A 15,381-nucleotide genomic window follows, 5' to 3' on the forward strand; every position below is an offset into this window, starting at 1 on the left:
GCCCTACCCTTTAGGCTAGGTTAGGTACTTTCCCCCTTGACTTATCCGCAGCCAATGAAGGAGCCCGCCCATGCTTGCCGGCTGGATCGCCGTTGTCCTCTCGTTGCCCGTCTGGGCGTATTTCGGCTACCGCGCCTGGGGCAGGTTTACCTTCATCCGCTCCGGCGGGCCCACCCAGCTCAACCGCTTCGACCAGCCGCTGCGCCGCCTGGGCCGCGTGCTGGTGGAGGTCTTCGGGCACGCCCACTTCAAGGGGCGCCCGCTAGTCAACGCCGCGCACTGGCTGGTCATGATCGGCTTCCTCTTCGGCATCCTGGTCTGGTTTGAGGCCTATATCCAGGCCTTCAACCCGGCCGGCGGCTGGCCGCTGTTGAGCGACTGGCCGGTCTACCACTTCCTCGAAGAGGTCCTGGCGCTCGGCACCGTCTTGGGCATCGGCTTCCTCGTCGCCGTCCGCCTGAAGTTGGGCCATACTGAGCGGGGCAGCCGCTTCTATAATTCGCAGACCACCAGCGCCTACCTGGTCGAGGCCATCGTCTTTTCCGAGGGACTCGGCATGCTGCTGGTCAAGGCCTCCAAGCGCGCTACCTACGGCGGTGGGAGCTGGGCTACCGACTTTGTCAGCCTCCCGCTTTCGCAGTTGCTGCCGGCCTCCCCGGGCCTTATCCAGGCCTTCGCGCTGTTCAAGCTGCTGACCGGCCTGGCGTTTATCGTGTTCATCTCCCGCCAGTTCACCTGGGGCGTGATGTGGCACCGCTTCCTGGCGTTTTTCAACATCTTCTTCCAGCGCAACCCGGATGGGGAGAAGGCCCTGGGCAAGCTGCCGACCCCGGATCTGGAAGAAGACCTCACCCCGGGCAGCTGGAAGCTGCTGCTGGACACCGGCACCTGCACCGAGTGCGGGCGCTGCCAGGACCTGTGCCCGGCCTGGAATACCGACAAGCCCCTGTCGCCGAAGAAGCTGGTCATGGACCTCGGCTCGGCCGCGGTGGATAACTACAACCCGCACGCGGGCGTGGACGTGCTGTCCATGGCCGGGGTCATCGATGACGATGTCCTGTGGTCTTGCACCAACTGCGGCGCCTGCGTGGACCAGTGCCCGGTCGACATTGAGCACCTCGACCACGTCGCGGATCTGCGCCGCTTCAAGGTGTTGGCCGAGTCCGATTTCCCCTCGGAGCTGACCGGCCTGTTCAAGAACCTGGAGACTAAAGGCAACCCGTGGGGCCGCAACAATTCTGAGCGCCGCACCTGGGTGGACCAGGCCCGCGCCGACGGCATTGAGGTCCCCATCATCGGTGAGGACGAGACCGATTTCGCGGACCTGGAGTACCTGTTCTGGGTCGGCTGCGCCGGCGCCTACGACGACGCCGCCAAGGTCACCACCCGCGCCGTCGTCGATCTGCTGCACACCGCCGGCGTGAAATTCGGCGTGCTCGCCACCGGGGAGACCTGCACGGGTGATCCCGCCCGCCGCGCCGGCAACGAGTTCCTGTTCCAGATGCTGGCCCAGGAAAACGTCGCCACCCTCAACGAGACCTTCGAGGGCGTGCCCGCCGGGCAGCGCAAGATCATCACCACCTGCCCGCACTGCTTCAACACCCTGCGCAACGAGTACCCGGACTTCGACGGCCACTTCGACGTCTTCCACCACACGCAGCTGCTCAACCGCCTGGTGCGCGACGGGCTGCTCAAGCCGGTGCCCCGCACGGCGGAAAACCGCAAGCCCATCACCTACCACGACCCGTGCTTCCTAGGCCGCCACAACAAGGTCTACGACCCGCCCCGGGAGCTGCTGGAGGCCACCGGCGTCAAGGTCAACGAGATGGACGCCAACCGCGACTCCGCCTTCTGCTGCGGCGCCGGCGGCGCCCGCATGTTCATGGAAGAAAAGCTCGGCACCCGCGTCAACGAGTTCCGCACCGAGCAAGCCCTTTCCACCGGCGCCGAGGAAATCGCCACCGGCTGCCCCTTCTGCAACGTCATGCTCACCGGCGGTGTCAAGACCCTCAACGAGGGCAAGACCCCCGTCACCGACGTCGCCCAGATGCTGCGCAGCTCCATCGCCACCGATGCCGACGGCACCCTGCCGCCAGCCCGCCCCAAGGCCTTCTTCGGCGAGCCCATCCGCCTGACCCGCAAGACCGACCAGGCCACCGAAAACACGACCGACACAGCAGAAACAGCGAACACCGAAACCGCCAAGCCGGCACAGCCGGCAGCCCCAGCGGCGCCTGCTTCCAAGACCCCGGCAGCACCTAGCGCGCCCGCGGCACCCAGTGCCCCCACTGCCCCGAGCGCTCCAACCGCGCCGGCCGCACCAGCCGCTGCTCCTAGCGCTCCGACGGCACCGGCCGCCCCGAACACTCCTTCCGCGCCGGCTGCGCCTTCTGTACCCAAGGCACCTGCTGCCCCGGCATCGCCTGCGTCTTCTGCTCCGGGAGCACCTAGCGCTCCCGCTGCACCAAGTGCGCCGAGCGCTCCTGCCACCCCGGCAAGCCCCGCGTCTTCGGCTCCCGCAGCTCCAAAGGCACCTTCCGCGCCGACCGCGCCTTCTAAGCCGAAGGCACCTGCTGCCCCGGCATCGTCTGCGTCTTCTGCTCCGGCCGCACCTAGCGCGCCCGCAGCTTCCAGCGCACCTTCAGCCCCGGCTGCACCGAAGGCTCCTTCTGCACCCACAGCTCCCCAGGCACCTGCCGCACCTAGCGCCCCGAGCGCACCCGCTACGCCTTCGGCACCCAAGGCACCAGCAGCGCCTGAAGCACCGGCCGCGCCTTCTGCTCCGGCTGCACCAACTGCACCAAGTGCGCCTGCAGCCCCGGCCGCTCCTAGTGCTCCCGCAGCACCCCAGGCACCTGCCGCGCCTAGTGCCCCGAGCGCGCCCTCTGCTCCCGCAGCCCCGGCAGCACCTGCTTCATCGACCCCGACCGCGCCGAAGGCCCCAAGTGCGCCAGCCGCGCCAAGCGCTCCTGCCGCCCCTGGAGCACCGAAAGCTCCTTCTGCACCCGCTGCTCCCCAGGCACCTGCCGCACCTTCCGCGCCGGCAGCGCCGGCAGCGCCGAGCGCACCCGCAGCACCCGCAGCGCCCGCTGCTCCTTCGGCCCCGGCTGCTGGCTCGACATCGGATGCTGAATCGGACACTGAGGCAGACGCCGACCAGGACGACTAAGGAGGCGTCGGCTGCGGCGGCATCGTTAGTGAGCTGCGCGCGGCTGCTGGAGTTCTGGGAAAAGGCCTGTTCCGGCTAAGGTATAGCAGGTGTTCAATAGCGACTCCGGCGCCGCCCTGATTCTGGCGGCGAGTGACGAAGGAATTACGAATTCGCTGGTCTCCTTCGCGTGGATTATGGCCGCTGCGCTGGCCGCGCCCCTGGTTTCCTTCATGACTGGGCGGCGGCTGCCGGCGGTGCCGCTGCTGCTGATTTTCGGCATGATTATCGGCCCGTCGGTGCTGGATCTGGCGCACGAGGACCCCGGCATCGAGATGCTCAGCGAGATTGGCGTCGGTGCACTGTTCTTGCTGGCCGGCTTCGAAATCAACATCGCCTCGCTGAAGTCCAAGGAAGCCCGCACGGCGGCCTCCACCTGGGCGCTGTGCCTGGCGGCGAGTCTGCTGGGTGCGTGGGCGATCTTCCACTTCGATAACCTGCCGCTGGCCATCGTCATCGCCATTGCGGTGACCTCAACGGCGCTGGGCACCATCACGCCTATGCTCAAGCAGAACGGCATGATGGGCACCCAGGTGGGGCGCTCAGTTATGATCCACGGCGCCATCGGTGAGGTCGGCCCCATCCTGGCGATGGCGCTGCTGCTGTCCACGCGTTCTACCTGGCAGACCGGGCTCATCCTGCTGGGCTTTTTCGCCATCGCGGTGGCCCTGGCGATGGTGCCAGGCCTGGTCGCCAAGGCCATGCCGCTGGTGCGCAACGCCTTTCTGCAGGGCGCCGGTTCGACGAACCAGACCATCCTGCGGCTCATCATGCTGGTGCTCGCCGTGCTGATGGCGGTGGCCGCGGTCTTCGAGCTCGACATCGTGCTGGGCGCGTTCGCCGCGGGCATGATTTTCCACCAGATCATCCCCAACGAGTTCCACCAGCGCCTCGAGCACCGCCTGGACGTGCTGTGTTATTCCATGCTCATCCCCGTCTTCTTCGTGGTCTCCGGCATGTCGATCGACTGGAACGTCATCACCAGCCGCCCACTGCTCGTAGTAAGCATCCCGCTGCTCATCCTCATCACCCGCGGCCTGCCAGTCTTCCTGCGCGAGAACCTCCACCACACCGGCTCCGAAATCGAGACTGTCCGCGAGCGCCTCCAAGTCGCCTTCTACGCGGCCACCGGCCTGCCGATCATCGTGGCGGTGACCTCCATCGCGGTCAGCTCCGGGATCATGGACAACGAGCAATCCTCGCTCTTTATCGCCGGCGGCGCGCTGACCGTGCTCATCTTCCCCATCCTGGCCAGCCTGTGCCAGGAAAAGGACCCGGTCACCGGCAAGCGTTCCACCTACCGTGCGCGCGTCGTGGAACAGACCCCGGCGCATGATTCCGAACCGACCTCCCTGGCCGAGCTGCGCGACCGCGACAACGCCGAACACGAGAACCTCAAGCGCCACGAGGCCAGCCACAACGGACAGGGGTCCGAGGCGGATAGGTCTGAGTCCTCTGGAGCTGAGGCTACTGGGGATGGTGTCGCACAGGATGGCGACGGCGGCGGCAAGAACGGATAGACTTTTGGGTATGAGCTACGACGATTCCCTGCGCCTGTCTGATGCCGAACGCAACGACGCCCTGACCGCTTTGGCCAAGGCCGTCGGCGAGGGCCGCCTCAGCGTGGACGAATTCGAGGAACGCTCCGATTACGTCATGGGCGCACGCACCCGCCGCGACATCGTCCCCCTGTTTACCGACATCCCGGACCAGCCCATCGCCGAGCCGAAGATCTATTCCCGCGCCGACGTCGAGCGCGCCTGGGAGGCCGGCCGCAAACCCAAGCTGGCCACCGGGCTCATCGGCAGCCTGCTGCTGACCATCGGCGGGACCTCCGCATTCATCGGCGCCTTCGGCGCGGCCGGGGTCGGCGCCGCGGTGGGGTTGGTGTCTGCCTCCGTCGCCGCCTTCCTGCTCATCCCGGTGCTGTGGATCGCGCTCTACGTGCTCAAGGTAGGCCCCAGCTCCTGGCACGCGCCCAGCCCGCGCCAGGTAGAGCGCCAAAAGCGCAAGGAAATCCTGGCCACCCAGGCCGAGCAGCGCGCCCTGATGTGGGCCCATAACAAGCAGACCGCGGGCGAGCTGACCGGCCAGGCCCTCGACTTCGCCAAGCGCCGCGTGGACAACTGGAGCCAGCCCAAGGACACCAAGAAGCACAGCAATTAGGGCACTTCCCGGCCCAAATTTCGTCACCACGGTCCAAAAGATGGCACAATTGCGGCATGACTACCACGCCGAACCGCCGAATTTTTGACCAATCCGACAAACTCAAGGGTGTCGCCTACGACATCCGTGGGGAGGTCTCGGCCGAGGCAGAGCGCATGGAGCTCGACGGCCACAACATCCTGAAGCTCAACACGGGCAACCCGGCGGTCTTCGGCTTCGACGCCCCGGACGTCATCATGCGCGACATGATCGCCGCCCTGCCCACCTCCCAGGGCTATTCCACTTCCAAGGGCATCATCCCCGCCCGCCGCGCCATCGTCACCCGCTACGAGCTGGAGGACTTCCCGCACTTCGACGTCGGGGATGTCTACCTGGGCAACGGTGTCTCCGAGCTGATTTCCATGACCACCCAAGCGCTGCTCAACGACGGCGACGAGGTCCTCATCCCAGCCCCGGACTACCCGCTGTGGACGGCGGCCACCTCCCTGGCCGGCGGCACGCCGGTGCACTACCTGTGCGACGAGGAGGACGACTGGAACCCGTCCATCGAGGACATCAAGTCCAAGGTGACGGAGAAGACCAAGGCCATCGTGGTCATCAACCCGAACAACCCGACGGGTGCGGTTTACTCCCGGCAGACGCTGCAGCAGATCGTGGAGATCGCCCGCGAGCACAACCTGCTCATCCTGGCTGACGAAATCTACGACCGCATCCTCTACGACGGCGCGAAGCACACCTCCATCGCCTCCCTGGCCCCGGACCTGCTGTGCATTACCTACAACGGCCTGTCGAAGGCCTACCGCGTGGCCGGCTACCGCGCCGGCTGGATGGTGCTCACCGGCCCGAAGAACCACGCCTCCGGCTTCATCGAAGGCCTGGAGCTGCTCGCCGGCACCCGCCTGTGCCCCAACGTTCCGGCCCAGCACGCCATCCAGGTTGCGCTCGGCGGGCGCCAGTCCATCTACGAGCTGACCGGCACGGACGGCCGCCTGCTCAAGCAGCGCAACATCGCCTACGAAAAGCTCAATGAGATCCCCGGCGTCAGCTGCGTGAAGCCAATGGGCGCGCTTTATGCCTTCCCACGCCTGGACCCGAACGTCTACGAGATCCACGACGACTCCAAGCTGATGCTGGACATCCTGCGCTCGGAGAAGATCCTCATGGTGCAGGGCACCGGCTTCAACTGGCCGGACCCGGATCACTTCCGCGTGGTCACCCTGCCGTGGGCGTCCCAGCTGGACAACGCCATCGAGCGCCTGGGCAACTTCCTGGCCAGCTACCGCCAGTAGCCGCGGTAAGCACGGTCCCAGCCCCGGAGTGATTTTTCGCTGCCGGGGCTACTTTGTGCGCGCACAGAATTGAAAACATTTACTATTAGTGGCTATGGCACGACACTCAGTAAAGCCGGCCGGTCTGAACCTGTGGCAGCGCCTCCTCTTAGGTCTGCTGGGGCTGGTAGTAGCCGCCACCGCCGTGGGGCTCGTCTGGCTCTGGCCTAGCACCGGCCCGGACACGAGCGAAGACTTCGACCGCGCGTACTCGCTGAACCAGCAGCGGGTGACCGGCACCGTCACCCAGGTCGATTCCAACGCCTGCGCTTCCCCGGCTACCGGCACGGCCTTTGATACCCCGCCGCGCACTACCGCCGCGGAGGCCGCCGGGGCCCACGATGATTCTTGCCGCCGCGCCCTGGTGGACCTGGAAGACGGGCCGGATGCAGGGAAGATGACTCAGCTGGTGCACTACGGCGTGGCCGGCGAGCCGGTACTTGAGGTAGGTGACCACATCACCATGACCCTGTCGGAAAACCCCGCCAACGGGCAGGCTCAGTACGCTTTCGCCGACTACGAGCGCAGCTCCGCCCTGTGGGCCTGGGGCCTGGTCATCGTCGCCGCCATCCTCATCTTCGCCGCCTGGCACGGGTTGCGTTCGCTCATCGGCCTGGCCTTCAGCCTGGCCATCGTCTTTTTCTTCCTCCTGCCGGCCATCACCGCGGGCCAGCCCATCATCCCCGTCACGATTATCGCCTGCGCGGCCATCCTGGTGGTGGCCATCCCCTTGGTCCACGGCTGGAACTTCAAGTCCGCCTCGGCGCTGGCCGGCAGCCTGGTCGCCCTGGCCGTGGCCACGGTCGTGGCCATCATCGCCATCCGGACGTCCCACCTGCAGGGCCTGTCCTCCGAGGACAACCTCAAGCTGCTGCTCTACCTCCCGCAGCTGTCCGTGGTCGGCGTGCTGCTGGCCGGGTTCATCGTCGGCGCGCTGGGCGGGCTCAACGATGTCTCCATCGGGCAGGCCTCCACCGTCCACGAGCTGGCGGCCATCGACCCGACGATGCCGCGGTGGCGGCTGTTCGTCTCCGCCATGAAGGTCGGGCGCGACCACATCGCGTCCATGGTCTACACCATCGTGCTGTCGTATACGGGTGCGGCGCTGCCACTATTGCTGCTCATCTCCGCGGCCGATGCCTCCGCCGGCCAGGTCTTGAGCAGCGACGTCATCGCCACCGAGCTACTGCGCTCCGGGGTAGGCGCGCTTTCCCTGGTCAGCGCCGTGCCGGTCACGACGCTGATTGCAGCGTTTACACACTCCGACCCAGGGCCACGAGATCCCAACCGGCCGCCTGCCATTCACGCACATTAAGCACGTTGCGCCCGTCGATGATGTGTTGGCGGGCGACCAGCTTGCCGGCGGCGACCGGGTCGAGCTCGCGGAACTGCTTCCACTCCGTGGCCAGGATGACCAGCTCGGTATCCTTAAGAGCCGTGTCCACGTCGGGGGCGTAATCCAGCGTCGGGAAGACCTTCTTGGCGTTGTCCATGCCCTCCGGGTCGTAGACCGTCACCGCCGCACCCGCCAGGGACAGCGAGCCGGCCACGGATAGCGCCGGCGAGTCGCGCACGTCGTCCGAGTTCGGCTTGAAGGAGCAGCCCAGCACCGTCACGCGGTGGCCCAGCAGGGAGCCGGCGAAAGACTCCTTGGCCAGGTCCACCACGCGGTCACGGCGGCGCATGTTGATGGCGTCGACCTCGCGCAGGAAGGTCAGTGCCTGGTCCGCGCCGAGCTCGCCCGCCCGCGCCATAAACGCGCGGATATCCTTCGGCAGGCAGCCGCCGCCGAAGCCCAGGCCGGCGCCTAAGAACTTGCGACCGATGCGCTCGTCCAGCCCGATGGCATCCGCCAGGGCCACGACGTCGGCGCCGGCGATCTCACAGATCTCCGACACGGCGTTGATGAACGAAATCTTGGTGGCCAGAAACGCGTTCGCCGAGACCTTGACCAGCTCGGCGGTCTGCAGGTCCGTCACGATGAAGGGAGTGTCCTGGCGCAGCGGCTCGGCGTAAATCTCGCGGGCAATCTCCTCCGCGCGGGACTCGCCCTCCCGGCAGCCGATGACGATGCGATCCGGGGTGATGGTGTCCTTGACCGCGTAGCCCTCGCGCAGGAACTCCGGGTTCCAGGCGATCTCCACCTCGGTGCCCTCCGGGGCCAGCTCGTTAGCCATCTGCTGCAGCTCCGCGGCGGTGCCCACCGGCACGGTGGACTTGCCTAGGATAAGATGCTGGCCTTTGAGCAGCGGGACCAGCTTTTCGATGACCGTGCGGACATAGGTCATGTCCGCCGCGTAGGAACCGTGGCGCTGCGGGGTGCCCACGCCCAAAAAGTGGACGTTGGCGAACTCGGCGGCCGCGGCGTAATCGGTGCTAAAGCTCAGCGTCCCGCCGCCCAAGTTGCGCTCGAGTACCTCCGGCAGGCCCGGCTCGTAGAAGGGAACCTTGCCCGCTGCCAGGGAGTCGATTTTTGCTTGGTCCACGTCCACGCCGAGAACCTCGTGGCCGAGCTCGGCCATGCAAGCGGCGTGCGTCGCACCCAGGTATCCGGTGCCAATCACAGTCATGCGCATAAGCGGTTATCTTAAGCGCCCGAGTTGAACACAGGATTAAATCTGGGTGCCGGATCCTAAAACCTTAGCGAAAGTTCAGGTAGGACTTCGACGGCGTCGGCCCGCGCTGGCCCTGGTACTTCGAGCCCAGCGCCCCACTGCCATAGGGATCCTGCGCCGGCGAGGTCATCTTGAAGATCGCCAGCTGGCCGACCTTCATGTTCGGCCACAGGACGATCGGCAGGTTCGCCGTGTTCGACAACTCCAGGGTGATGTGCCCGGAAAAGCCGGGGTCAATAAAGCCCGCGGTGGAGTGCGTGAGCAGGCCCAACCGCCCCAAGGAGGACTTGCCCTCCAGGCGGCCAGCCAGGTGCGGCGGCAGCGTGAACTTCTCCAGCGTGGCCCCCAGGACGAACTCGCCCGGGTGCAGCACGAAGGCGTCTCCGTCGGCCACCTCGACCAGGCTGGTCAGATCCGGCATCTCTTCCTTCGGATCAATATGGGTGTACCGGGAGTTGTTGAACACGCGGAAGTACTTATCCAAGCGCACGTCCACGGACGAAGGCTGGATAAGGTTGGCATCGAAGGGCTCGATCTGCAGCGATTCATCCTCGATGGCGGCCCGGATATCTCGATCTGATAAAAGCACGTGTCCGAGTCTACTAGCAGCTAGGCGACCCGGTTTTCACCCGGGGTCAGCGAGGGTGTAGAGTGTTTCCCAGCGCTTGATGTATGCCCAGCAATGGGCGCACAATTCAGGCTCTGCCGGCGTAGTTTAATGGTAGAACATCAGCTTCCCAAGCTGAGAGCGCGAGTTCGATTCTCGTCGCCGGCTCCACACATGAGCTACACCTTTTGGTGTGGCTTATTTTTTATAGGACGGCAGGTAGGCCCAAACTATCCAACTTTCCCTAGGTCTTCCCACACCGCGTGCGTAGCCGCCGACGGCACCCACCCCTCATGCGTCGTATGCTCCACTCCGGCGGACTTGACCCTTTAGAACAATTATGGATCTTGAAAGCAATGCAGAATACCCTGTTACTTAACCGCAATCATCCACAAGCAAGGACAATCCTGAAACACCGTCTCCTCTCAATCCCCCCTTGCCACGCTCACTGCACTCAGCTTGACAACCGGGACAGCCCACGCCACCGAGACCCCAAGGAAGAGAAGCTAGCGAATCAAGTAATGAACGCTGCTGATCCCAACGAGGAGTACAGCAAGCTCACCAACGAGGAGAAATCCATCTTCTTGAGGGCAATGAATCCCGTCGCAGTCGAACAGAAGGTTACTCAACCGAAACAGACAACCACATCGATTCGATCGGCAGGAAACGAAGTAACAAGCGTGGAGATCACCAACCAAGGTGGAGAAACCAAGACCCCGGGTTACACATACACCGGAGTGCTCAACAGTGGTGCACGACCGGCCGGTCCAGTCGGCCGAGCATATTCAGAGGTTGGCCTCAAACTGGGCGAGAACATTCCAGTAGTCAATCAGCTGCCGGCGCTCACACCGTGCATCAAGCTCACCGGCCATGCCGACGGCCACTCCGAATCGATGGCGGATGTAGGAGCCGGAAACGGATGTAGGGATATCTAATGGAGATACCAGTTGCTTATGACGCACTATGGGTAGGAATTCCTCTCTTGTGCATTATCCTCGCTAGCATCGTTCCCCTTTGGGAGAAGCAGCGCGGAAGTTCTACCACCCGAATATTCCTGTGGTGTCTTGCCCAATTCGTGATTCCCCTTGCAGGTTTCTTGATTTGGATCGTGTTCCACAGGTTTTCCTCTAAGAGGCAAACCTAAGTAATAAACTGTTTCCCGGTAGCCAACGAGGAATTGATGCCCTGACTTGCCCCGATCGTTAATGCCATCATCCAGCGGGCGCGGATCATGAGCGGCCCGTCCTCGATGACACGTAGTAGCCCGGCGAATTCGGCACGAGAAAAGGCTTGCCCCTCTGTGCTGTTGGCGCGGGACGCATCCATTCGGTCGCGAGGGTTGTGCGGAATTTTGCCCTCTCGTACCGAGTCCTTAAGCGCTCCGCTTAGCGTGAAGAATGTGGCTTAGCAGATGCGGCCGCTAAGTCCGTTCTTCTTCATTGCTTGCAGCATGCAGCAGATGTGATCAGGGGTGATTGTGTTGATGCGGTTTTTGCCGATATGGACGATATGCCCGCGGGTCAAGTCCGCCGGAGTGGTGTATCTACCCGGGCGGTTCTGGCTACGACAAAATATGCCCCTAAAATAATATGCCCCTAAAATAAAGAATTTTGGCAACCGGTATGAATACAGATTGCCGATGGATCACATTTCTTGCAAAGGCTGGGAACCGCTGAGAAAGTGCCGAAAGCTTGAAACTAAAAATGTTTTGACGGTAGTTGGTTTCAATAAGATACAGGATGGTAAACCTTACGGAGTGGTTACCACACGGAGTGGTTACCACCTATTGCGAAGGATTCGACGGCCGTTGCCCCCAGTGGATTATTAACTCTCCACAGATTAAATAACATGTATAAAGCAATGCCTATTTCACGGTCTACTGATTTGGCCGGCAAAGACATTTCTGGAAGAGATATGTCTAATTATGACCTAACTGATATCAACCTTGAAGAGAGCGTGTGCCGGGGATGCTCATTCCGAGGCTCCATGTTGGCATGGGCTAATTTGAAATCAGCAGATTTCACCGGCGCAGATTTTACGGATGCAATCCTTAGTGAATCAGATTTTCGTGGAGCGACGCTAACCCATGCTGACTTAACAGGCGCATATCTAGTTCCCATTATTGCTGATGAGGAACAATTTTCCGACTGCATAGGGGTTGAGGAATCTGCGATTGAGTTTCCCAGTTCTTGATCTGGTTTGTGCTCCCAAAACTCGGCTACAAACTCCGCTGACGCACAACATCGTCGCCGGCTCCATGCGTAAAGGCAGGACACCACTCGGTGCCCTGCCTTTTCTCATGCGGTCTTTAGACCGCGCTGTGGTTGATTCTTGCCTAGCTGCAGGTGACGATCGGCTGCGGGTCGTAGACCGTGGTGGTGGTCTCCCGGGAGATTTCCTGTCCGCTCAGGTTGCGGATGACGCGCGTGTCCGAGGTGGTAAAGCCCGGCGCGCCTGACGACGGCGAGCAGTCCTCGGCATCGACCTGCTTGGGCTGCGGCTGGGTCTGGGCCCACCGGCCGTTGTTGATGGATTCGACCTCGACGGTCTTGGTGCCCTTGAGCTGCACGGTGATTTCGCTGTTGCTGTAGCTAGTCGAAATCATCACTGGGTGCTCGGAGTTGTTGGTGAACTGCAGGTCGATAGCGCCCTCGTACACGGTGGCCTCGCGGCCGGCCGGGTAGCGCGAGATGTAGTAGGAGTGCGGGGTGTGGGCGGTATCTTCCATGCCTGCGAAGTAGGCGGCGTTGTACAAGGTGGTGGCGAACTGGGAGATACCGCCGCCGACGGCCTCGCCCGCGCGGCCGTCGATGATGATGCCGGACTCGACATAGCCCTGCGCGGTGCCGCGCGGGCCGGTGTAGCCGTTGAGCGAGAAGGTCTCGCCCGGGGCGAGGAAGGCACCGTTGACCTGGTCGGCCACGCGCTTGATGTTCTGCCCCGACGCGCCCGAGAAGCCGCCGGTGGTGAACTCCCCGATGACGTCGTCGAAGCTGGCGTTTTCGGCCTGCTCGGTGGTGAACGTGGCGGGCTCGTCGCGGTACTCGGCGTCCCACTCGCGGTCCTTGTTGTCCTTGACGCGCTCGTCAAAGCCATCCATGGTCTTGTCCCAGTCGATGACCACGCCGTCGCGGTGCGGGGTGACCTGCTTGGAACCGCCGGCAAAGGAGATGGTGGCGTTCTGCTTGACCTGGACCGAAGGCTTGAGGGCCTCCCCGATCATCTCCTGGGCGCGCTCGTTGTTGATCTTCAGCTCCAGCTTGCCGTCGTGGGGCTCAATCGTGACGAACTGTTCGATCTCGTCCGGGGTGATGCGGGACTCGACGTCGTCGCGGCCGCGGGTGACCAGATCGCCAGCCACGGCATCGGCGGCGTCGCCCTCGGCCATCTTTTCCACCTCGTCCTGGGTGATGGCGGGCTCGGTTTCCTCCGCGTCCACCTCGACGCCCTCGGGGTTGACCCACCCCTCGGAGACCTCCGTGGCCAGCTCCTCGCGGTCGACGGACTGGCCGGTCACGGCGTCGGTGACGTTGACCTTGCCGCCGGCGAGATTAATCGCACCGTCCTTGGGCTCGACGTTCAGGTCTTGGCTGAGGCGATCGACGGTCGGCTGGAACGCAGCCTCGTCAACATCGGTGTCTACGTCGTATTCGCGCTGGGGCGCGAAGAAGCTGTAAACGCGGGCGAACGGGTTGAGGGAAGCATTCTCGATGCCGTCCACGGCCTTCTTAAAATCCATCCGCAGGCCGGCCTCGCGGGGGATGAACTCCGTGGTCTTTTCCCCGGCGGTGACCGTCACGGGCTGGTTTTCCACGTCCCCGAGCTCGTCCTCCAGTTTCGCCACGGCGTCGCGGCGTTCCATGTTGGAAATATCTACTCCACCGACGGAGACGGCCCGGGGCGTCTTGCCTTGGTTCGCCACGACATCCATGGCGTAGGCAACGCCCGCGATGACGAAAAGGCCGACCAAAATGCCCAGGGCAATGGCCCAACCCTTCACTCCGCGTTTTCCGTTCGCTTTACTCACACGCACTACAGTAATGGCTTACCGGCCCTAATTCCTAGTCAGGAGGCCTAAAGTATTATCAAGACAACCGCCCTGGGCGGGCAAGAGGACGTTGGGGGTGACACATGTCGCGGGCTCGGAGGCTACTCCGCGGGTGGAGCCGTCCCGGGATCCGCGCCTGGGGCGGGCTCGGGTTCCGTGTGAGATTCGGCCACGCGCAGGGCGGATTCGGCCACCCGCGCGGGCGGGAGTTGGCCGCCATCCACGGCCGCTTCCAGGTGGTTTAGGACGCTCTGGAAATCCACGGCGGTTGACCATAGCGCCTGGTCCGCGCCGGCGGCCAGGGAAGCAGTGACGGCTTCCTCCGGGGACATCTGGTCCGTAATCGCCTTCATCCCGGTGAGATCGTCAGTATAGGTCAGGCCGCGGAAACCCGCGTGCTCGCGCAGCAGCCCGTAGGCGTGGTTGTTGAGACTGGCCGGGGTGACCCCATCGCCCAGCCCCGGCACCACCAGGTGCCCCACCATGACCCCGGCGCCCGGCGATTGGGGCAGCGCGACGTCGAAGGGCACCAGGTCGTAGCCCACCAGCTGGTCCAGCGGCGGGGTGGTTGCCATTCCCTGGTGCGTGTCCCCGCTGGCGCGGCCGTGCCCCGGGTAGTGCTTGAACACCGGCCGCACCCCGGCGTTGTGCAGGCCCCGGGCAAAAGCGGCGCCGAGCTCACCCGCGGCGGCCGGATCCGGGGAGAAGGAACGGTCGCCCACCACGTTCAGGCCACCGCCGTCGACGTCGATAACCGGAGCGAAGTCCACGGTAACACCGTGGGCGGACAGGGTCTGGCCCACCGCGAAGCCCTGGCGCTCGGCCTCTGCGGTCCCGCCGGCGACCATGTCCCGCGGGGTCGGGAAATCCCCCAGGATTTCCGAGAAACGCTGGACCCGTCCTCCCTCAAAGTCGATGGAGACATCAAAGTCGCGACCGACCGCCGCGCGCAGAGCGTGGATATCCCGCCCCGGGGTCTGCAACAACTCCGGGTCCGCCCAGCTGGTGATGAAGATACCGCCGGCCCCGGCCTTGAGCTTCGCCAGCGCGTCGTCGTAGTTGACCACGCCCGGCATCAGCAACGAGGCGAGCTGCTCGCGCCGGGTGGCCGGCAGCTGCACCGCCGGTGCCGGTTCCGGCTGGCTCGTGGAAGAGCTCGTCTGCGGGGCCGAAGAACTCGTTTTAGTTTCGCTGCTGACCACACCAGCCGGGGGCGCGGCCTGCTCTGCCTCGTCCGACGAGCAGGCGCTGAGCGCGCCACCACCGGCCACGAGGGTTACCACGGCAACCAGCGCGACCCGTGCACACGGGGTACCAATGCGGGTGGCAGCGAGCAGGCGACGACGCCACTGCGCGGGCCGGGGAAACGGAATCATGGCATATAGTCTGCCATTAGTCAGCCACATCAC

Annotated in this window: 11 protein-coding genes and 1 tRNA gene; 8 read left to right on the forward strand and 4 right to left on the reverse strand. The window is 64.1% G+C overall.

What is annotated here, in order from left to right; all coding sequences use genetic code 11:
- Positions 1 to 70 precede the first annotated feature (70 nt).
- From VVS03_RS05785 to VVS03_RS05805, 5 genes are all read left to right on the forward strand, one after another.
- On the forward strand, positions 71 to 3,169 hold the full coding sequence (locus VVS03_RS05785) for a (Fe-S)-binding protein (RefSeq protein WP_368534177.1): 3,099 nt from the start codon (positions 71 to 73) through the stop codon (positions 3,167 to 3,169).
- A gap of 89 nt (positions 3,170 to 3,258) precedes the next feature.
- Positions 3,259 to 4,728 carry a cation:proton antiporter gene (locus VVS03_RS05790; protein ID WP_368534176.1) on the forward strand — a complete coding sequence of 490 codons (1,470 nt, stop codon included), beginning with the start codon at positions 3,259 to 3,261 and terminating at the stop codon, positions 4,726 to 4,728.
- A gap of 10 nt (positions 4,729 to 4,738) precedes the next feature.
- Entirely contained in the window at positions 4,739 to 5,374 is a 636-nt protein-coding gene (locus tag VVS03_RS05795; protein ID WP_368534175.1) for a DUF1707 domain-containing protein, read from the forward strand.
- Between the two features lie 56 nt (positions 5,375 to 5,430).
- Positions 5,431 to 6,663 (forward strand): pyridoxal phosphate-dependent aminotransferase, encoded by a 1,233-nt coding sequence (locus VVS03_RS05800; protein WP_368534174.1) that lies wholly within the window; start codon positions 5,431 to 5,433, stop codon positions 6,661 to 6,663.
- A gap of 94 nt (positions 6,664 to 6,757) precedes the next feature.
- Positions 6,758 to 8,017: a YibE/F family protein gene (locus VVS03_RS05805; protein WP_368534173.1), complete on the forward strand. Its 1,260-nt coding sequence runs from the start codon at positions 6,758 to 6,760 to the stop codon at positions 8,015 to 8,017.
- Here VVS03_RS05805 and VVS03_RS05810 read toward each other — a convergent pair.
- Together VVS03_RS05810 and dcd are read right to left on the reverse strand one after the other, a co-directional pair.
- Positions 7,956 to 9,272 carry a UDP-glucose/GDP-mannose dehydrogenase family protein gene (locus VVS03_RS05810; protein ID WP_368534248.1) on the reverse strand — a complete coding sequence of 439 codons (1,317 nt, stop codon included), beginning with the start codon at positions 9,270 to 9,272 and terminating at the stop codon, positions 7,956 to 7,958. The genes VVS03_RS05805 and VVS03_RS05810 overlap by 62 nt on opposite strands.
- Positions 9,273 to 9,342: 70 nt before the next feature.
- A complete protein-coding gene (gene dcd / locus VVS03_RS05815) occupies positions 9,343 to 9,906 on the reverse strand; it encodes a dCTP deaminase (protein ID WP_296203483.1) in 564 nt (187 codons plus the stop codon).
- Positions 9,907 to 10,021: 115 nt separating this feature from the next.
- Here dcd and VVS03_RS05820 point away from each other — a divergent pair.
- The 3 genes from VVS03_RS05820 (at position 10,022) to VVS03_RS05830 (ending at position 12,117) form a co-directional block, all read left to right on the forward strand.
- A tRNA-Gly gene (locus VVS03_RS05820) sits at positions 10,022 to 10,095 on the forward strand.
- 350 nt (positions 10,096 to 10,445) lie between these two features.
- A complete protein-coding gene (locus tag VVS03_RS05825; RefSeq protein ID WP_368519973.1) occupies positions 10,446 to 10,859 on the forward strand; it encodes a hypothetical protein in 414 nt (137 codons plus the stop codon).
- 913 nt (positions 10,860 to 11,772) lie between these two features.
- Complete coding sequence (locus VVS03_RS05830; protein WP_368521301.1) at positions 11,773 to 12,117, forward strand: pentapeptide repeat-containing protein; 345 nt, start codon at positions 11,773 to 11,775, stop codon at positions 12,115 to 12,117.
- A gap of 142 nt (positions 12,118 to 12,259) precedes the next feature.
- On the opposite strand, the gene VVS03_RS05835 is transcribed toward VVS03_RS05830, so the two are convergent.
- Together VVS03_RS05835 and VVS03_RS05840 are read right to left on the reverse strand one after the other, a co-directional pair.
- Positions 12,260 to 13,951, reverse strand: coding sequence for a VanW family protein (locus VVS03_RS05835; protein ID WP_368534172.1), 1,692 nt, complete (start codon positions 13,949 to 13,951; stop codon positions 12,260 to 12,262).
- Between the two features lie 122 nt (positions 13,952 to 14,073).
- Positions 14,074 to 15,348, reverse strand: a complete 1,275-nt coding sequence (locus tag VVS03_RS05840; RefSeq protein ID WP_368519977.1) for a glycoside hydrolase family 3 N-terminal domain-containing protein — start codon at positions 15,346 to 15,348, stop codon at positions 14,074 to 14,076.
- Positions 15,349 to 15,381: the final 33 nt, after the last annotated feature.

Source organism: Corynebacterium sp. LK2537 (assembly GCF_040946485.1).
Classification (GTDB): Bacteria; Actinomycetota; Actinomycetes; order Mycobacteriales; family Mycobacteriaceae; genus Corynebacterium.

What these genes read in the sequence shown, in the direction of transcription:
- VVS03_RS05785 (WP_368534177.1), top strand. Translation starts at nt 71, where the DNA reads ATGCTTGCCGGCTGGATCGCCGTTGTCCTCTCGTTGCCCGTCTGGGCG.
- VVS03_RS05795 (WP_368534175.1), top strand. Translation starts at nt 4,739, where the DNA reads ATGAGCTACGACGATTCCCTGCGCCTGTCTGATGCCGAACGCAACGAC.
- VVS03_RS05800 (WP_368534174.1), top strand. Translation starts at nt 5,431, where the DNA reads ATGACTACCACGCCGAACCGCCGAATTTTTGACCAATCCGACAAACTC.
- VVS03_RS05805 (WP_368534173.1), top strand. Translation starts at nt 6,758, where the DNA reads ATGGCACGACACTCAGTAAAGCCGGCCGGTCTGAACCTGTGGCAGCGC.
- VVS03_RS05810 (WP_368534248.1), bottom strand. Translation starts at nt 9,272, where the DNA reads ATGACTGTGATTGGCACCGGATACCTGGGTGCGACGCACGCCGCTTGC.
- VVS03_RS05825 (WP_368519973.1), top strand. Translation starts at nt 10,446, where the DNA reads ATGAACGCTGCTGATCCCAACGAGGAGTACAGCAAGCTCACCAACGAG.
- VVS03_RS05830 (WP_368521301.1), top strand. Translation starts at nt 11,773, where the DNA reads ATGTATAAAGCAATGCCTATTTCACGGTCTACTGATTTGGCCGGCAAA.
- VVS03_RS05840 (WP_368519977.1), bottom strand. Translation starts at nt 15,348, where the DNA reads ATGATTCCGTTTCCCCGGCCCGCGCAGTGGCGTCGTCGCCTGCTCGCT.